This is a genomic window from Streptomyces thermocarboxydus, from assembly GCF_024760485.1.
GTDB lineage: Bacteria > Actinomycetota > Actinomycetes > Streptomycetales > Streptomycetaceae > Streptomyces > Streptomyces cellulosae.
In genome coordinates this window covers 2,747,661-2,763,148 of the sequence record NZ_CP058273.1, presented here as the reverse complement: position 1 = coordinate 2,763,148, position 15,488 = coordinate 2,747,661, and the positions used below count along the sequence as shown (strand labels likewise).

Annotated in this window: 10 protein-coding genes and 1 pseudogene; 2 read left to right on the top strand and 9 right to left on the bottom strand. The window is 74.5% G+C overall.

The features are described from left to right. Positions 1-147: 147 nt before the first annotated feature. Positions 148-936 carry an ABC transporter ATP-binding protein gene (locus tag AY578_RS12710; RefSeq protein ID WP_028959137.1) on the bottom strand — a complete coding sequence of 263 codons (789 nt, stop codon included), beginning with the start codon at positions 934-936 and terminating at the stop codon, positions 148-150. Next, complete coding sequence (locus tag AY578_RS12705; protein WP_028959138.1) at positions 929-1,858, bottom strand: ABC transporter permease; 930 nt, start codon at positions 1,856-1,858, stop codon at positions 929-931. The genes AY578_RS12710 and AY578_RS12705 overlap by 8 nt, the downstream gene beginning before the upstream one ends. A gap of 142 nt (positions 1,859-2,000) precedes the next feature. Here AY578_RS12705 and AY578_RS12700 point away from each other — a divergent pair, with 142 nt between their 5' ends. Then, the gene (locus AY578_RS12700) at positions 2,001-2,636 is read left to right on the top strand and encodes a TetR/AcrR family transcriptional regulator (protein WP_019525799.1); all 636 of its coding nucleotides are present in this window, start codon (positions 2,001-2,003) and stop codon (positions 2,634-2,636) included. A 361-nt stretch (positions 2,637-2,997) separates the two neighbouring features. On the opposite strand, the gene AY578_RS12695 is transcribed toward AY578_RS12700, so the two are convergent. Further along, positions 2,998-4,620 carry a glycosyltransferase gene (locus tag AY578_RS12695; protein ID WP_161231908.1) on the bottom strand — a complete coding sequence of 541 codons (1,623 nt, stop codon included), beginning with the start codon at positions 4,618-4,620 and terminating at the stop codon, positions 2,998-3,000. 85 nt (positions 4,621-4,705) lie between these two features. Next, positions 4,706-5,200: a MarR family winged helix-turn-helix transcriptional regulator gene (locus AY578_RS12690; RefSeq protein WP_026243971.1), complete on the bottom strand. Its 495-nt coding sequence runs from the start codon at positions 5,198-5,200 to the stop codon at positions 4,706-4,708. Between the two features lie 126 nt (positions 5,201-5,326). On the opposite strand from AY578_RS12690, the gene AY578_RS12685 reads away from it, so the two are divergent. Next, positions 5,327-5,740, top strand: coding sequence for an organic hydroperoxide resistance protein (locus AY578_RS12685; protein WP_019525802.1), 414 nt, complete (start codon positions 5,327-5,329; stop codon positions 5,738-5,740). Here AY578_RS12685 and AY578_RS12680 read toward each other — a convergent pair. The 5 genes and pseudogenes from AY578_RS12680 to AY578_RS12660 form a co-directional block, all read right to left on the bottom strand. Continuing rightward, positions 5,689-7,308: a hypothetical protein gene (locus AY578_RS12680; protein WP_019525803.1), complete on the bottom strand. Its 1,620-nt coding sequence runs from the start codon at positions 7,306-7,308 to the stop codon at positions 5,689-5,691. The genes AY578_RS12685 and AY578_RS12680 overlap by 52 nt on opposite strands. A gap of 96 nt (positions 7,309-7,404) precedes the next feature. Continuing rightward, positions 7,405-8,670, bottom strand: a complete 1,266-nt coding sequence (locus AY578_RS12675; RefSeq protein ID WP_161231907.1) for a hypothetical protein — start codon at positions 8,668-8,670, stop codon at positions 7,405-7,407. Further along, positions 8,667-10,883, bottom strand: coding sequence for a bifunctional glycosyltransferase/CDP-glycerol:glycerophosphate glycerophosphotransferase (locus tag AY578_RS12670; RefSeq protein WP_258902371.1), 2,217 nt, complete (start codon positions 10,881-10,883; stop codon positions 8,667-8,669). The genes AY578_RS12675 and AY578_RS12670 overlap by 4 nt, the downstream gene beginning before the upstream one ends. 1 nt (position 10,884) lies before the next feature. After that, positions 10,885-13,078: pseudogene (locus AY578_RS12665) on the bottom strand (bifunctional glycosyltransferase/CDP-glycerol:glycerophosphate glycerophosphotransferase). Between the two features lie 165 nt (positions 13,079-13,243). Beyond that, positions 13,244-15,484, bottom strand: coding sequence for a bifunctional glycosyltransferase/CDP-glycerol:glycerophosphate glycerophosphotransferase (locus tag AY578_RS12660; protein WP_258902370.1), 2,241 nt, complete (start codon positions 15,482-15,484; stop codon positions 13,244-13,246). Positions 15,485-15,488: the final 4 nt, after the last annotated feature.

Below are 15,488 nucleotides of genomic sequence, written 5' to 3'. Positions count from 1 at the left end.
ACGGGGCTCCTTCGGCTGCTCGTCGGCGCGGACGGTCCCGTCGGTCGTTACCCGTCGGTCGCTATCCAGACATAGTGACACCGATGGGGCGAATCGGTCCGTGGGAAGTCCGCCCGAACGGCGGTGTCCGCGCCCGCGCCGGGGCTGCTAACGGGCGCCCGTGAACTTCTCGTACTCGCGGAGCACCTCGTCCGTCGGCCCGTCCATGCGCAGCTCCCCGCGCTCCAGCCACAGCACCCGGTCGCAGGTGTCGCGGATGGACTTGTTGTTGTGGCTGACCAGGAACACCGTGCCGGCGTGCTTGCGCAGCTCGCGGATGCGGGCCTCGGAGCGCTTCTGGAAGGAGCGGTCGCCGGTCGCGAGGGCCTCGTCGACGAGGAGCACGTCGTGGTCCTTGGCCGCGGCGATGGAGAAGCGGAGGCGGGCCGCCATGCCGGAGGAGTAGGTGCGCATGGGGAGGGTGATGAAGTCGCCCTTCTCGTTGATCCCGGAGAAGTCGACGATGTCCTGGTAGCGCGCCTTCACCTCCTCGCGGGACATGCCCATCGCGAGCCCGCCGAGCATCACGTTGCGCTCGCCGGTGAGGTCGGCCATCAGGGCCGCGTTGACGCCGAGCAGGGACGGCTGGCCGTCGGTGTAGATGTTGCCGTTCTCCACCGGGAGCAGTCCGGCGACGGCCTTGAGCAGCGTGGACTTGCCTGAGCCGTTGGTGCCGATCAGTCCGATCGCCTCGCCGCGGTACGCCACGAAGGACACGTTCCGCACGGCGTGCACCCGGCGCACGCCGGACGCCTTCTCGGTCTCCTTGCGGCGGAGCATGCGGTTGAGCGCGGCGGTCGCGGTGCCGCGTCCGGCGCCGGTGCCGTTGACCCGGTAGACCACGTCGACGCCGTCGGCGACGACCGTCGGCCTCCTGTCCTGGGGGGTGTCAGCCACGGCCGTACCTCTCCTCTGCCTTCCAGAAGTAGACGAAGCCGACCGCGCCGGCCACTACTGCCCAGCCGAGCGCGAACGCCCAGACGTGCGGGGGCAGGTAGGACGCGTCGTACTTGTCGATCAGCGCGAACCGCACGAGGTCCATGTAGATGGCGGCCGGGTTCCACTGCAGGACGTCCGCCAGCCAGGCGGGGACGTTCTTGTCCTCGAGCATCGCGGGGATGGAGAACATCACGCCGGACGCGTACATCCAGGTCCGCAGCACGAACGGCATCAGCTGCGCCAGGTCGGGGGTCTTGCTGCCCATCCGCGCGAAGATCAGCGCGAGCCCGGTGTTGAACACGAACTGCAGCGCCAGCGCGGGGATCACCAGCAGCCAGGACGCGTCCGGGTAGCTCTTGAACCCGATCATGACGACGACCAGGACGAGCATCGAGAAGAGCAGCTGCTGGAGCTGCTGGAGCGCGAACGAGATCGGCAGCGACGCCCGCGGGAAGTGCAGCGCCCGTACCAGCCCCAGGTTGCCCGAGATCGCCCGCACGCCCGCGAGCACCGAGCTCTGCGTGAACGTGAAGACGAACACGCCCGTCACGAGGAACGGCACGTAGACGTCGCTGGGTATGCCCTTACGGGCGCCGAGCAGCAGGCCGAAGATGAAGAAGTACACGGCCGCGTTCAGCAGCGGTGTCGCCACCTGCCACAGCTGGCCCAGCTTCGCCTTGCTGTACTGGGCCGTCAGCTTGGCCTGCGAGAAGGCCAGGATGAAGTGGCGCCGCCCCCACAGCTGGCGGACGTACGCGCCGAGGGGCGGGCGGGCTCCGCTGACCGTGAGGCCGTGCCGGGCGGCGAGGGCCGCGAGGTCGGTCCCGTGCGGTTCCGGACGCGCCGACGCGGCGGGCGGTGTGCCGAGTGCCTGACTCACATCCGCTGCTTTCGCTAGGAGGGGGGTGGGGCGACGGTTGCTACGGTTCTGACGTCGGAACGGTACCGTATCGTCGTGTCGACGAGCGTAGGTGGAATGTACGTCGGAACGCAACCGTATCGTCGCTACGCGGGCGGCCCCTATGCTGGAGCGCATGACGAACGCCGACGCGCCCGAGCCACGTCCGCGCCGCCGGGCTCCCGCCGGGGCCGCCGTCCTGCGCGAGGACGTCACCGAGGCCATCCGGACGGCCGTGTTCGAGGAGCTCGCCGCCGTCGGCTACGCCCGGATGTCGATCGAGGGCATCGCGCGCCGCGCGGGCGTCGGCAAGACCGCGGTGTACCGCCGCTGGCGCTCCAAGCTGCACGTCGTCCTCGACGTGGTCTCCGCCCTCGCCGTCCAGGGCCTGCCCGCGCCCGACACCGGCTCCCTGGAGAGCGACCTGCGGCTGCTCTACGAGGTCAGCTCACGCGCCCTGCGCCATCCCGTCGCCTCGCAGATCCTCCCCGACCTCCAGGCCGAGGCCGCCCGCAACCCGGAGATCGCCGAGGCCGTGCAGAAGGCCCTGCGCGAGGGCCAGGACGGGGTCGCCAAGGGCATCGTGACGGCGGCCCAGAAGCGGGGCGAGATCGGCGCCGGCGTGGACCACGCCCTGGCCCTCGACCTGATCTCCGGACCGCTGTACTGGCGCTCGGTGGTGATCCGCAGCCCGAAGCTGCCGAAGGGGTACCTGGAGGGCTTGGCCCGCGCGACGGCGGCGGCGCTCAAGGCGCTGTGAGTTCGGACTCGCGCCGGGACGGCTGTCGGCGGAGGCGTCCTGCCAGTGGCTGGACCGCGCCCTGAGCCCCGGCCGCCACTCGCCGGGCGGGCGTGCCTCCGGCAGTGGCGTAGAGGGTAGAGGGCGGACGAGCGTCCGGGCCGCGCCTGTGGCTCAGGGTGGCGCGGAGCGCGGCGGGACAGGCGGCGCGGGCCTGTGTCAGGGCGGCCGTGGGTGCAGGCGTCGGCGGGTTCGTGTACGGGGGGTGTCGCATTCTGCGGGCGGGTGTGTTTCCGGGGATGGGCCGGCTCGTTTCCTGCGGGGCGTCGGCATCCGCCGGCCGGTGCGTCCCCGGGGCGGGCGGACGCGGCTCCGGCCCGCGTCACGGCCACCACCTCCGCATCCGTCCCGCCAGTACCCGCCCCGCCCCCTGAGCGCCCGCCGCCACCCGCAGGGCCAGCGCGCCTCCGTGCGTGGCGTACGGGCGGACCAGGATCAGGCCGTACCTGTGGCTCGGGACCGCCCATGGGCGCAGCAGGCCCGGGCCGGGCAGGGCGTGGGCCGAGACCGTGCGGGCCGCTCCGTCCCGGAAGCGCAGCCTCAGGCGCAGGTCCCAGGCGCCCGCGCCGAGCGTCGCCAGGCGGTCCAGGGGGACGGATGCGACCGCGGTCCAGGTGTCGTCGGCGGACGGGCGGAGTGGGACTGTGCGGCGCAGGGCCAGGCCCGCGCGGTCCCGGTGGCGCCACTCCACCTCCGCGTCGACCGGACCGGCCCGCCCGACCGCGCCGTACAGCTCGTGCAGGCGCAGCCGCAGCAGGCGGGTGCGGGCGCGCAGTTCGGCGTCCACGGCGAGCGGGAGCAGGCGGACCGGACGTTCGGGCAGGGTCTCCAGGGTGACCTCGGGCAGCTTCGCCGACCAGCAGGGCGCGCCCTCGGCGGTCCGGGCGTACGGCGGGCACAGCCGGGCCGGGCGTGCGGCCAGCTCGCGCAGCCGGGGCAGGTCGCGCGGCTCGGGGGAGGCGAGCAGCACCCGGGCGAGCAGCAGGCCGGGGGCGGCCGGGTCGCCGGAGCGGTCGGCGGCGTCGTACTCGGCGAGGTGCTCGCGGGTGTGCGCCCACCAGGCGCGCCGGTAGTCCTCGTCGCGCAGCGGCAGCTCGCGGACGTACATGCGCAGGTCGTGGTCGAGGAACTTGGCCCGTACGGCGCGCGCGAGCCCCTTCTCGCCCGCGTCCAGCAGGATCGTGTGGGCGGTGCGGCAGGCGTGCGTGCGGGCGCGCCAGTTGCCGACGTCCGCGCGGTCCAGCGAGATGGACAGCCGGCGCGCGGCGCGGCGCACGTGCCAGACGTACACCCGGTCCGGGACCAGGGCGACGCGCGGGGCGGCGGCCCACAGCCGCGCGGTGAACACCATGTCCTCGTAGGGAAAGCGGCCGTCCGGGAAGCGGATGCCGTGGGCGCGCAGGAAGTCCGTCGCGTACAGCTTGTTCACGCTGAGGGTGTCGCGGACCAGGCGCGGGTGGTCGGCCGGGCGGGCGAGGACGGCCGGGGAGGCGTACAGGGCGGGCTCCCACGGCACCTCACGTCCGGACGGCAGCTCGCGGCGCACGCACAGACCCCCCGTGACCTGCGCGTCCGTCTCCCGCGCGGCGGCGAGCAGCGCGTCCACCGCGCCGGGCGGCAGCACGTCGTCGCTGTCCAGGAACATCACGTACGGGGACGCCGCCGCGTCGAGGCCGGTGTTGCGCGGGGTGCCGCAGCCGCCGCTGTTGACGGGCAGGCGGAGCACCCGCAGCCGGGGCTCGGCGGCGGCCAGCCGCTCCAGCAGCTCCGCGCTGCCGTCCGTGGAGCAGTCGTCCACGGCGACGACCTCCCGCACGGCGGGCCCCTGCGAGAGCGCGGACCGCACCGCGTCCGCCACGTGGGCGGCGTCGTCGTGGCCTATGACGACGACCGAGACGGCGCCGGGGCCGGCGTCCGCGTCGGCGGGGGACGGGTCGGGGGGCATGGCATCCTCAAGGCGCGCTGCGGAGGTTCACTCCACGCTCGCCCGCCGCGTGCCGTCCCGCACCCCGGGGTGGTCCCGGCGGGCGTCACGCCCCTTCCGCGGCCGCCTTGTCCAGGGCGGCGGTGAGGCCGGCGAGGGTGGCGCTCAGCGCGCGCATCTCCTCCGCCCGCATCCCGGTGGCGGCGGCGATCCGGCGCGGCACCCGCACGGCCTGCTCGCGCAGCGCGGCGCCCTCCTCGGTGAGCCGCACCTCCACGGACCGCTCGTCGCGCGCGCTGCGCTCCCGGTGCACCAGACCGGCCGCCTCCAGCCGCTTCAGCAGCGGGGAGAGCGTGCCGGAGTCCAGACGCAGACGCTCGCCCAGCCGCTTGACCGGCACCGTGCCGTCCTCCCACAGCACCAGCATGACCAGGTACTGCGGATAGGTGAGGCCGAGATCCTTCAGCACCACCCGGTAGACGCCGTTGAAGGCGCGGACGGCGGAGTTGAGGCTGAAGCAGATCTGCTGGTCGAGCCGGAGCCAGTCGTCCGACACGGCCGGCGCGTCCGTCGCCGGGGAGGGGCTGGGTGTCGCTGTCATGTGTCCAGGGTAGCGCTGCGCGAGCCATTTGGTTGTGTCCAATTAAGTTGTGTGCTCTACTTGGATCCACGGAGGCCGGGTCCCCAGGAACCGGCCGGTCACCCGCCGAAGACGAAAGGTGTCCCCATGGACGCGCTCTACACCGCAGTCGCCACCGCCACCCACGGTCGCGAGGGCCGCGCCGTCACCTCCGACGGCAAGCTGGACGTCGGCCTGAGCGCCCCGAAGGAGCTGGGCGGCGACGGCAAGGGCACCAACCCCGAGCAGCTCTTCGCCGCCGGTTACGCGGCCTGCTTCGGCAGCGCCCTCGGTGTCGTCGGCCGTGCCGCGAAGGTGGACGTCAGCGAGGCCGCCGTGACCGCCGAGGTCGGCATCGGCAAGCAGGGCGAGGGCTTCGGCCTCGCCGTGACGCTCCGCGTCGAGCTGCCCGACGGCCTCGACGAGGAGACCGGCCGCAAGCTGGTCGAGCAGGCCCACCAGGTCTGCCCCTACTCGAACGCCACCCGCGGCAACATCGACGTCGAGCTCGTCGTCGAGTAGTCCCGCGGGGCCGCCCCGACCCGCGCCAGCACCTCTCCGGTGCGCCGGCTCCAGGCCACCACCACGGCCTCCTCGGGCACCCGCTGGTAGCGGGTGAGGAGCAGCCAGCGCACCTTGTAGCGGCGGACCACCGTGTCCCGCAGGGCGCGGGTCGAGGCGGGATCCAGGTACGCGCGCACATCGGCCAGCCGCCGCAGCCGCTCCCGTTCGTCCAGCGAGGCGTCCGGCCAGGCGGGTGCGGCCAGGTCGGGTCCGTACCCGGCGATCGCGTGGATCGCGTAGTAGCCGTCGGTGATCACCACCTCCCCGGGGGCGATGTGCCGCGCGGCCCAGTCGTACGACGGCCAGTCCGGGGGCTGCCGGAAGCCGACCGGGTCCGCCGCCGGGGGCACCAGCGCCCCCGCGTGCACGGTCAGCAGCCCCGCGACCGCCCCTGCCGCAGCGGCCCCGCCCAGCAGTCGCCGCCACACCGGCCACGGGCGGGGCGCCGCCAGCTCTACCGCAAGCGCGAGCTGCAGCGGCACCAGCGTCAGCCCGAGCACGCGCCCGTAGGTGTAGTGGCCGCTCACCCAGCCGTACGCCACGACCGCGCAGTCCAGGGCGAACATCAGCACCAGCGGGTCCCGCCATGAGCGCCGGGCCCGCAGCCACAGCGCCGGAAGCCCCAGCAGCGCCAGCCCGAACTGCCCGGCCAGATCCAGGTACAGCCGCCGGTGCATCGCGTCCACGCTGGAGTCCCCGGCCAGCGCGAACACGTCGAAGTACGGCCAGCAGGCCGCCGTCAGCAGCGCCACCGCGCCGGTCAGAGCCCAGCGCCCGGCCAGCGCCGCCGACCACCGCCGCTGCCACCCGGCGACCAGCGCCAGCGCCCCCAGCGCCGCCGCGACCGCGGTGATCGGGTGCACCAGAAGGATCAGCCCGTAGAGCAGACCGAGGCCCGCGTACCCGGACAGCGGACGCAGACCGCCCGGGCCCAGATAGCGCACACCCCCCGTGTCCCGGGCCCGCGCGCCGGTCAGCGCCCACGCCCAGAACGCCAGCCCGATCGCGAACGCCGACGGGTAGGGCAGGGTGCCCGTCATCGACATCAGGTTGAGGTAGCCGCTCCACCAGGCCCGCTCCACACCCCACAGCAGCACCATCGCGGTCAGGGCCAGCACCGGCGCCCAGGGGCGCGGGGTCAGCACCCGCACGAAGCGGCCGAGCCCGGTGAGCAGCACCAGCAGGTTCACCGGCCCGGCCAGCCGCAGCACCTCCCAGCCGCCCAGGCCGGTCAGCCGCGCGAACACGCCCTGTGCCACGGCGTACGGCGAGTAGTACGGGCTGCCCGCGCCGGGCAGGTCCGCCATCGGGTGCCGGGGGTGCAGCAGACCGGCCTTGAGGCGCTCCACGACCGCCGCGTGCTGCCCCGCGTCGCAGCACAGCGGCACCCGCCAGAACGCCAGGGTCATCACCAGGAAGAACAGGAAGCCGGCGCACTGGTACGGCGACGGGCGCCAGGACCCGCCGCCGCGCAGCGCCGTGGCGCCGTCCACCGTGCGGCGCCGGACGAGGACGCCGGCGCTCATCGGATGCGAAGAGAAAGGAGCATTCGAGGCATTTGCCCACTGTTCCCGTGTATGGCTCACCTTTGACCGGCCATCACCGCTTCGGGTGACGCCCGGTCAGCCCACCGGCTCCACCGGCGCGCCCTGCGCGGGCACCACCGCCCGCCGCAGCACCGGCTCCAGCAGCAGCGGGACCCCCAGCACCGGCAGCAGCCAGGCCACCGTGATCAGCCGGTCGCCCCAGATGTTGATGTCCGGGTGCCCCGCCTGGTTGAGGAACCCCGTGCAGGCCGCCGCGGCCAGGAACACCCCGAACGCCGGACGCCGCAGCGCTCCCCACGCGCCCGCGGCCAGCGCCGCGAGGAGGAACGGCTCCCACAGCTGCCGCCGGGCCCACTCCGTCCAGAAGTTCCCCTGGAGCTGGAAGAACTCCGCCCACGGCTGCTCCCGGTCCGGCCGGGCGAAGTGGTCCGTGAGCAGGTCCTGCACGCTCTCCGACATCGACGGGTAGTCCAGCAGCCGGGACACCAGCACCGTGCCCAGCGCCCCCGCGCACGCCACCGCGGCCAGCGCCACGGGACCCCGTCCCGCCGGCATCCCCCGCCCTCGCCGCCTTACCGCGACCGCCACGCCCGCCGCCGCCAGACACGCGCCGAGGAACAGCGCCTGCGAGTGCTTCACCGTGAACAGCGCGACCAGCGCGCCTCCCACCAGCGCCAGCCCCGCCCGGGGTCGCGTCCCGCCCAGCACCAGGGCGCAGCCCCACAGCGCGGCCAGGGTGAGCGCCAGCATCAGGCCCTCGGTCATCGGGCGCATCGCCGTCGTCCCGCACGGCAGGACCAGGTACAGCGTCATCCCGGTGAGCGCGAGCGGCACCGGGGCCGCCAGCGTGCGCAGCACCAGGTACGCGAGTACCCCGCCCGCGCAGGTGATCAGCACGCCCGCCGTCCACACCCCCCACGTCACCCCGAGCAGCGCGACGAACGGCGCCAGGACGAGCGGATAGCCGGGCCGCACCTCGAAGATCCGCATGAACCGCTCCGGCATGAACGGCACCGTGTGCCCGGCGGTGTCCCCGGCCGCGAGACGCGCCTCCACCTGACGCCATTCCTGCTCCCGGCACTCCTCGAACACCTGGGGCGCCGGGTCGGGGGCGTGGAAACGCACCACGTCCACGAGCTGCGCGCGGTGGGCCATCGCCGCCTTGCCGGAGCAGTAGTGGTCGATGGTGGCGGCCGCCGCCTCCCGCTTGTCCGCGCCGGTCAGACTCAGCGCGTACGACACGTAGTTCTTGCTGTCGGGGGTGTCGCGGCCCTCCACGGTGGCGAGCTGCATCAGCGCGAACAGGGCGGCCAGCAGCAGCACCCAGGTGCGCGGCCTCACGACGGGGTCAGCAGGTCGCGGCCGGCGGTCTGCGCGGGCACCAGGCCGGGATCGCCCGTGGGCTCCGGCAGCGGCTCGCCCAGCATCACGGCGCGCACCACCCGCTCGGCGGCCCGGCCGTCGTCGTACTCGCAGAACCGCTCCCGGAACGCCGCCCGCAGCCGCGCCGACTCCTCGTCCGCCCAGGTGCCCGACGCGAACAGCCACGCCAGCTCCCGGTAGGAGCGCGTCACATGGCCCGGCGCCTCGGCGGTGACGTCCAGGTACGCGCCCCGGCTCGCGCGGAAGGCGTCCCAGTCGTCGGCGTGCACCACGACCGGCCGGTCCAGCAGGGCGTAGTCGAACATCACGGACGAGTAGTCGGTCACCAGGACGTCCGCCGCGAGCAGCACGTCCTGCACCTCCGGCTCGTCGGTCGCGTCCACCAGCACGCCCCGCCGGTGCAGCTCCGACAGACCGAGTCCGCGGGCCGGTCCGTCGGCGAGCGTGGGGTGCAGCCGGACCACCAGGGTGCGGCCCTCGCCCAGGTCGGCGGCGAACCGGGCCAGGTCGATCCGCTCCACCAGACCGTCCCTGCGGTAGTCCCGGCGGGTCGGCGCGTACAGCACCACCGTGTCGCCCTCCGGGATGCCGAGCCGCTCCCGGGTCGCGCGGGCCCGCTCCTCGTCGCCGCGCACCAGCACGTCGTTGCGCGGGGAGCCCGACCGCAGCGAGGTGAAGTGACAGGGGAAGGCCCGCTCCCACACCAGCTCCGAGTGGCGGTTGGCGACCAGGCCGTAGTCCCAGCGGTCGGCCCGGCGCAGCATCTGCGGCACGTCGAAGTGCAGGCGAGCGCCCGGCTTCTCCAGCAGATCGGCGCCCGCGTACTTCAGCGGGGTGCCGTGGTGGGTGTGGACGTGCACGCTGCCCTGCCGTTTCACCAGCGTGCCCGCCCAGTTGACGTTGTTGACGAAGTACGTGGCCCGCCCGGTCACCCGGCGGTACTCCGGCGTGTCCGGCAGCACGTACGGGGTGCCCGGCGGCAGGGTCGCCGCCCGCTCCTCGTCGGCGACCACCCACACGCCCCGGATGTGCGGGGCGAGTTCGCGGGCCGCGCGGTAGACGGCCGCCGGGTCGCCGAGCATCCCGCGGTGCGAGAAGGCCGAGTACACGGCGAGGTGCGGGTCCAGCGGGCGGCGCGGCAGCGACCGGGCGCGCACCGCCTTCGCGGCCGTCACCGCGCGGACCTGCTGGGCCCGTCGCTGGAGTTCGCGGCCGGTGCGCGTGGCCCGGCGGCGCAGCACGTACCCGGCGTAAGAGCCCAACAGGACCCGCAGTTCGGCGGGGACCCGGGCGCCCGGTGGGCGGTGGGCGTGGAACATCTCGGCCGTGCGGCGGAAGAACTCGGCCCGGTCCGACGGCGGCAGCCGGTCCGGCTTGGACAGGATGTCGAGACAGTGCTCGCCCATCTTGGCGTGCAGGAACGGCCGCCAGTGCCCCAGCGCAGGGCGGGCGTCGACGAACCGGAACACCCGCGCGTACTGCTCGTGCACGTCGAAGTGCTTGCGGCTGGTGGTGGACAGGATGTTCCCCTGGCGGCGCTGCCGGTAGTACAGGCAGATCCGGTCCAGGGTGGCGATGCGCTCCGCGCTGAGCAGCACCGGGAAGGTCCAGGGCGTGTCCTCGTAGTAGCCGGGCGGGAAGGTGAAGCCCTCCCGCTCGACGAAGTCGCGGCGGTAGACCTTGTTCCACACCACCATCAGCAGGTCGAGGATCTCCGGCCGTTCGGCGGCCGTGAAGGTGCTTCCGGCGGCCTCGGACAGCACATGGGCGAGGACGTTGCGGCGCGTGCCGCCCCACCAGTAGGTGCGGGCGTAGTCGAAGACCAGCACGTCCGGGTCGCCGGTCTCGTCGAGCCGGTCCGCGAGGGCGCGCAGCGCTCCCGGGGTGAGGGTGTCGTCACTGTCCAGGAAGAGCAGGTAGTCGCCGGTCGCGTGCGGCATGCCGGCGTTGCGGGCCCGGCCGAGGCCCACGTTCTCCTCCAGGTGCAGCACCCGCACCCGCTCGTCGCGGGCCGCGTAGTCGTCGAGGATCGCCCCGCAGCCGTCGGGGGAGCGGTCGTCGACGGCGATCAGCTCGAGGTCGCGGTACGACTGCGAAAGCACCGAGTCGAGACAGGCGTGCAGATATCCCTGCACGTTGTGGACGGGGACGACGACGGTGAAGCGGGGCACGTCAGCTCCTCACCAGGGTGGCGGCCGCGGGGGCGGGGACACGCTCCGCGAGAGGGATCACGGGCGGCAGGGTCTCGGGCGGCTCGCCGAGCAGCACCCGGCGCACCACCCGCTCGGCGGCCCGGCCGTCGTCGAACGGGCAGAACCGTTCCCGGAACGCCGCCCGCAGCGCCGTCGCCTCCTCGTCCGCGTACGAGCCGTCGCGGAACACCCGCGCCAGCTCCTCGGGCGTCCGCGCGACCCGGCCCGGCGGGGCGGCCATCAGGTCGAAGCAGACGCCCCGCGTCTCCCGGTACACCTCCCAGTCGTCCGCGTACACCACGATCGGGCGGTCCAGGTTGGCGTAGTCGAACATGATCGACGAGTAGTCCGTGACCAGGGCGTCCGCCGCCAGGCACACGTCCTCCGAGGACCGGTGCGCGGATACGTCGATGACTCGGCTGACCCGGCCGCTGCGTTTGCGCCCGCCCCGGTCGTAGAAGTAGTGCGCGCGCAGCAGCACCACCACGTCCTCGCCGGCCGCCTCGCAGAACGCCTCCAGGTCGAGCCCCGGCTCGAACCCGGTGTGGTGGTCGCGGTGCGTCGGCGCGTACAGCACGGCCCGCGCGCCCTCCGGGACGCCCAGCTCGGCGCGGACCCGGGCCACGTCGTCGGCGCCGGCCGTCACGTACACGTCGTTGCGCGGGTAGCCGTACTCCAGCTGCTCGTACGAGCCGGGGAAGGCGCGCTCCCAGACGCGGGTGGAGTGCGGGTTGGAGGAGAGGTTGAAGTCCCAGCGGTCCACGCGTCCCAGCAGTTTGGTGAAGCTGCCGGTGGCGGCCGCCACGACGGGATGGAACGACTGGTCCACGCCCATGGTCTTCAGCGGGGTGCCGTGCTGGGTCTGGAGGTGCACGCTGCCGGGGCGTTTGACCACGCCCTCCGCGAAGTTGGCGTTGTTCACCAGATACGTGGCGCGGGCCAGCAGCTCCCAGGCGCGGTGGCTGCCGAGCACCGCGTACTCCACGCCGTCGGGCACGGTGTGCGCCTGGTCGGCCTCCACCAGGAACACGCCCCGGATGTGCGGGGCGAGTTCGCGGGCCTTGGCGTGGATCGCGGCCGGGTTGCAGGCGTAGCCCCGGCCCCAGTACGCGCAGTACACGGCGAGGTCCGGGTCGAGCGGGCGGCGCAGCTGGAGGCCGTAGTGCAGCCGGGTGCGCAGACCGCTCGGGCGGGGCAGCGCGGCCGCCGCCCGCCCGGCCGCGCGCCGGCGTCGCGCAGCGCGGCGAACGCCTCGTACGACCGGCCGCCAGCAGCCGGTGCTGCACGCCCAGGCTGCCGCCGGCGGCCGGAACCGGCCGGCCGGTGCGTGCGGTACAGGGCGCTCGCCCGGCGGAAGAACTCCCGCCGCCCGGACGGCAGCCGCCGGGGGTGCGCGGCGGTCTTCAGCACGGCCGCGAAGAGCTGCTCGAACAGCGGCCCCGACCGCTCCGACGGCAGCCCCAGCGCGCGGGCCTCGTCCAGCACCCGCTCCGTCTGGTCCAGCAGGTCGTGGTGGTGCGCCCGGGCAGCCGCAGCCGGTCGCCCTGGCGACGCGCCCGGTGCCGCACCAGCACCCGGCGCGACACCGCCACCCGCTCCGCCCGCAGCAGCGCCGCCCGCACCAGCCGACGTCCGTGAACCACCCGGGCGGGAAGGCCAGTTCGTGCTCGGCGACGAAGGCGCGCCGCCAGGCCGCGCTCCACGCGGGCAGCCCCACCCGGTCAGCCGCGGGGCGCGGCGGGGGAAGGCGCCGCCGGGGTCTGCTCCAGCAGCGGTGCGACGGGTCGCGTGACCTCGCCCTCCCACCAGGGGACCCGCTCGTGCTCGCAGGGCAGCACGTCCACCGGGCCGGTCTCCGCGAGCCGCGCGTCCAGCGCCGCCAGCGCGCCCGGCACCAGCACGTCGTCCCCGTCGAGGAACAGCAGATACGTCCCGGTCGCCGCCCGCACGCCCGCGTTGCGCGACCCGCCAGCCCTCGGACGGCGGCGCGTGGACGGGCGCCACCCGGGAGTCCAGCTCGGCGTGCCGGCGGCGACACCGGCCGCCGGTGACCCGCCGCGTCGCAGACCGGGATCAGCTCGAAGTCTCCGAACGACTGGGCGAGGACCGAGTCCAGCGCCTGGCCCAGCGGCCTGCGACCCATGGGACGGGACGATGATGCTGAAGCGGGGCATTCTGCTCTTTCCGTTGACGAGGCGTGACGGCGGCCGCTCAGCGGGCGGCCGCCGCGGGCCGCCCGTCGGACGCCGCGCGGCGGCCGGCCGGGGCGGCCGTGACGAGCCGGGGGACATTGCGTACTCCCAGTAAGGGCAACGACGGGCGGACGGATTGAGTGACGGTCAGAAGACCGCCGGCTGCGGCGGCAGCGACACCACGGGCGTCTCCGGGGCGCTCGCGGCGGCGGGCACCGGGCGGCGGCGCCCCGGCGGGACGGACAGCGGCTCGGCGAACTCCCCGAGCAGCACCGTGCGCACCACCCGCTCGGCGGCGCGCCCGTCGTCGTGCGGGCAGAAGCGGTCCCGGAACGCCGCCCGCAGCCGGGTCGCGCGCGGCCCGCACCAGCGGCCCCCGGCGAAGATCTCGATCAGCTCGTCCTCGCTGTCCGCGACCGCGCCCGGCGGGAAGGTCCACGGGTCGACGTACAGGCCGCGCGCCGCCGCGTACGCCTCCCGGTCCTCGGCGTGCAGCACGATCGGGCGGTCCAGGCCCGCGTAGTCGCACATCAGCGGGGAGAAGTCGGTGACCAGGGCGTCCGAGGCCAGACACAGCGTCATCAGGTCCGGGTGGGCGCTCACGTCCACCACCCGGTCGGAGGCGGCCTCCTGGGGCTCGCCGTCGGGGCGCGGGGCGCGGGACAGGAGCACGAACCGGGGCCCGAGCCGGCGCACCACGCGCTCCAGGTCGAGCGTGCGCACCGGGGAGCGGCGGTAGTCGCGGGGAGCGGGCGCGTACAGGATCGCCACCGCGCCCGCCGGGACGCCCAGACAGTCCCGCAGCACGGCCACGTCCGCCGGGCTCGCCGTGTGGAACCGGTCGGTGCGCGGTCTGCCGTACTCCAGCGTCCGGTAGCGGCCGGGCAGCACCCGCTCGTACGTCAGCGTCGAGTGCAGGTCGCCGGTGACGACGTGGTCCCACTGGTCGACGCCCTCGAGCAGCCGCGCGAAGTCCGTGTCCCGGGCCGCCGCCGGCCGGTCCTGGAGGTCGAGGCCCGCGTACGCCAGCGGAGTGCCGGGCGGCGTGTGCACCAGGATCTGCCCCTTGCGCTTGACCAGGCCGGGCACGAGCGTGCGGTCGGTCACCAGGTACGCGCTGCGGGCCAGCGCCGTCAGATGGGCGGCGGTGCCGGGCACCAGGTGCCGGGTGGCGGCGGGCAGGGTGTGGTGCAGCTCGGGGCGGGTCGCCCAGGCGGTGCGGACGTGCGGGGCGTGGTCGCGGACCGCGGACTCCAGGGCGGCCGGGTCGCCGCCGTAGCCGCCGTCGTCCTCGACGGTGAACAGCACCCGGCGGGAGTCCAGCGGGAGCAGCCGCTGGAGGCGGTAGTGGGCGCCCAGCAGGACGCGGCGCAGCCCGCGCAGCGCACGGCGGCGCAGCCGGCCCGCGCGGCGGCCCAGGGCGGAGGCGAGGCGCAGGGTGCGGTAGGTGCGGTGCAGCCCGAACCGGACCAGCGCGTGCCGCACCCGGGTGCGGGCCGGGACGGGCGCGCCGGGCGTGCGGTGGCGCCGGTACTGGTCGCGGGCCCGGCGCAGGAAGGCGGCGCGCGAGCCGCGCGGCAGCCGGTCCGGGCGGGTGTAGACGGTGAGCAGATGGTCGACCATGCGGCGGAACAGCACCGGCCGCCAGCGCTCCAGGCCGGGGTGCGCGTCGAGGTGGGCGAAGACCCGGTCGTACTGGCCGAAGACCTCGAAGTGCCGCTCGCTGGTGGTGTGCAGGATGCCTCCGGCGCGCCGCTGCCGGTAGTGCACGCACACCCGGTCGAGGGTGGCGATCGTCCCCGCCGTCATCAGCACCGGGTACGTCCACGGGGTGTCCTCGTAGTAGCCGGGCGGGAAGGTGAAGCCCTCCCGCTCGACGAACTCCCGCCGGTACGCCTTGTTCCAGGCCACCGCGAGCAGGCCGAGCAGCCCGGGCCGGTCGGCGAGGGCGAACGGCGCCGGGCCGTGCTGGGCGAGCCGGTCGGCGACCTGGTTGCGCACGGTCTCGCCGGTCCAGTAGGCGCGGGCGTAGTCGTAGACCAGGACGTCGGGGTCGCCGGTCTCCTTCAGCCGGTCGGCGACGGCGAGCAGCGCGTCCGGGGTGAGGGTGTCGTCGCCGTCCAGGAACACCAGGTAGTCGCCGGTCGCGCGGGCCATGCCCGCGTTGCGGGCCGGGCCCAGGCCGACGTTGGCCGGCAGATGCACCGGCCGCACCCGCGGGTCTTGGGCCGCGAACTCGTCGATCACAGCTCCGCAGGCGTCGGGCGAGCAGTCGTCCACGGCGATCAGTTCGAGATCCGGGTACGACTGGGTCAGCACCGACTCCAGGCACTCGCGCAGATACGCCTGAACCTGGTACGCGGGGACAATGACACTGAACCTGGGCAAGGGG

What these genes read in the sequence shown, in the direction of transcription:
- AY578_RS12700 (WP_019525799.1), top strand. Translation starts at nt 2,001, where the DNA reads ATGCTGGAGCGCATGACGAACGCCGACGCGCCCGAGCCACGTCCGCGC.
- AY578_RS12685 (WP_019525802.1), top strand. Translation starts at nt 5,327, where the DNA reads ATGGACGCGCTCTACACCGCAGTCGCCACCGCCACCCACGGTCGCGAG.
- AY578_RS12680 (WP_019525803.1), bottom strand. Translation starts at nt 7,308, where the DNA reads ATGAGCGCCGGCGTCCTCGTCCGGCGCCGCACGGTGGACGGCGCCACG.
- AY578_RS12690 (WP_026243971.1), bottom strand. Translation starts at nt 5,200, where the DNA reads ATGACAGCGACACCCAGCCCCTCCCCGGCGACGGACGCGCCGGCCGTG.
- AY578_RS12695 (WP_161231908.1), bottom strand. Translation starts at nt 4,620, where the DNA reads ATGCCCCCCGACCCGTCCCCCGCCGACGCGGACGCCGGCCCCGGCGCC.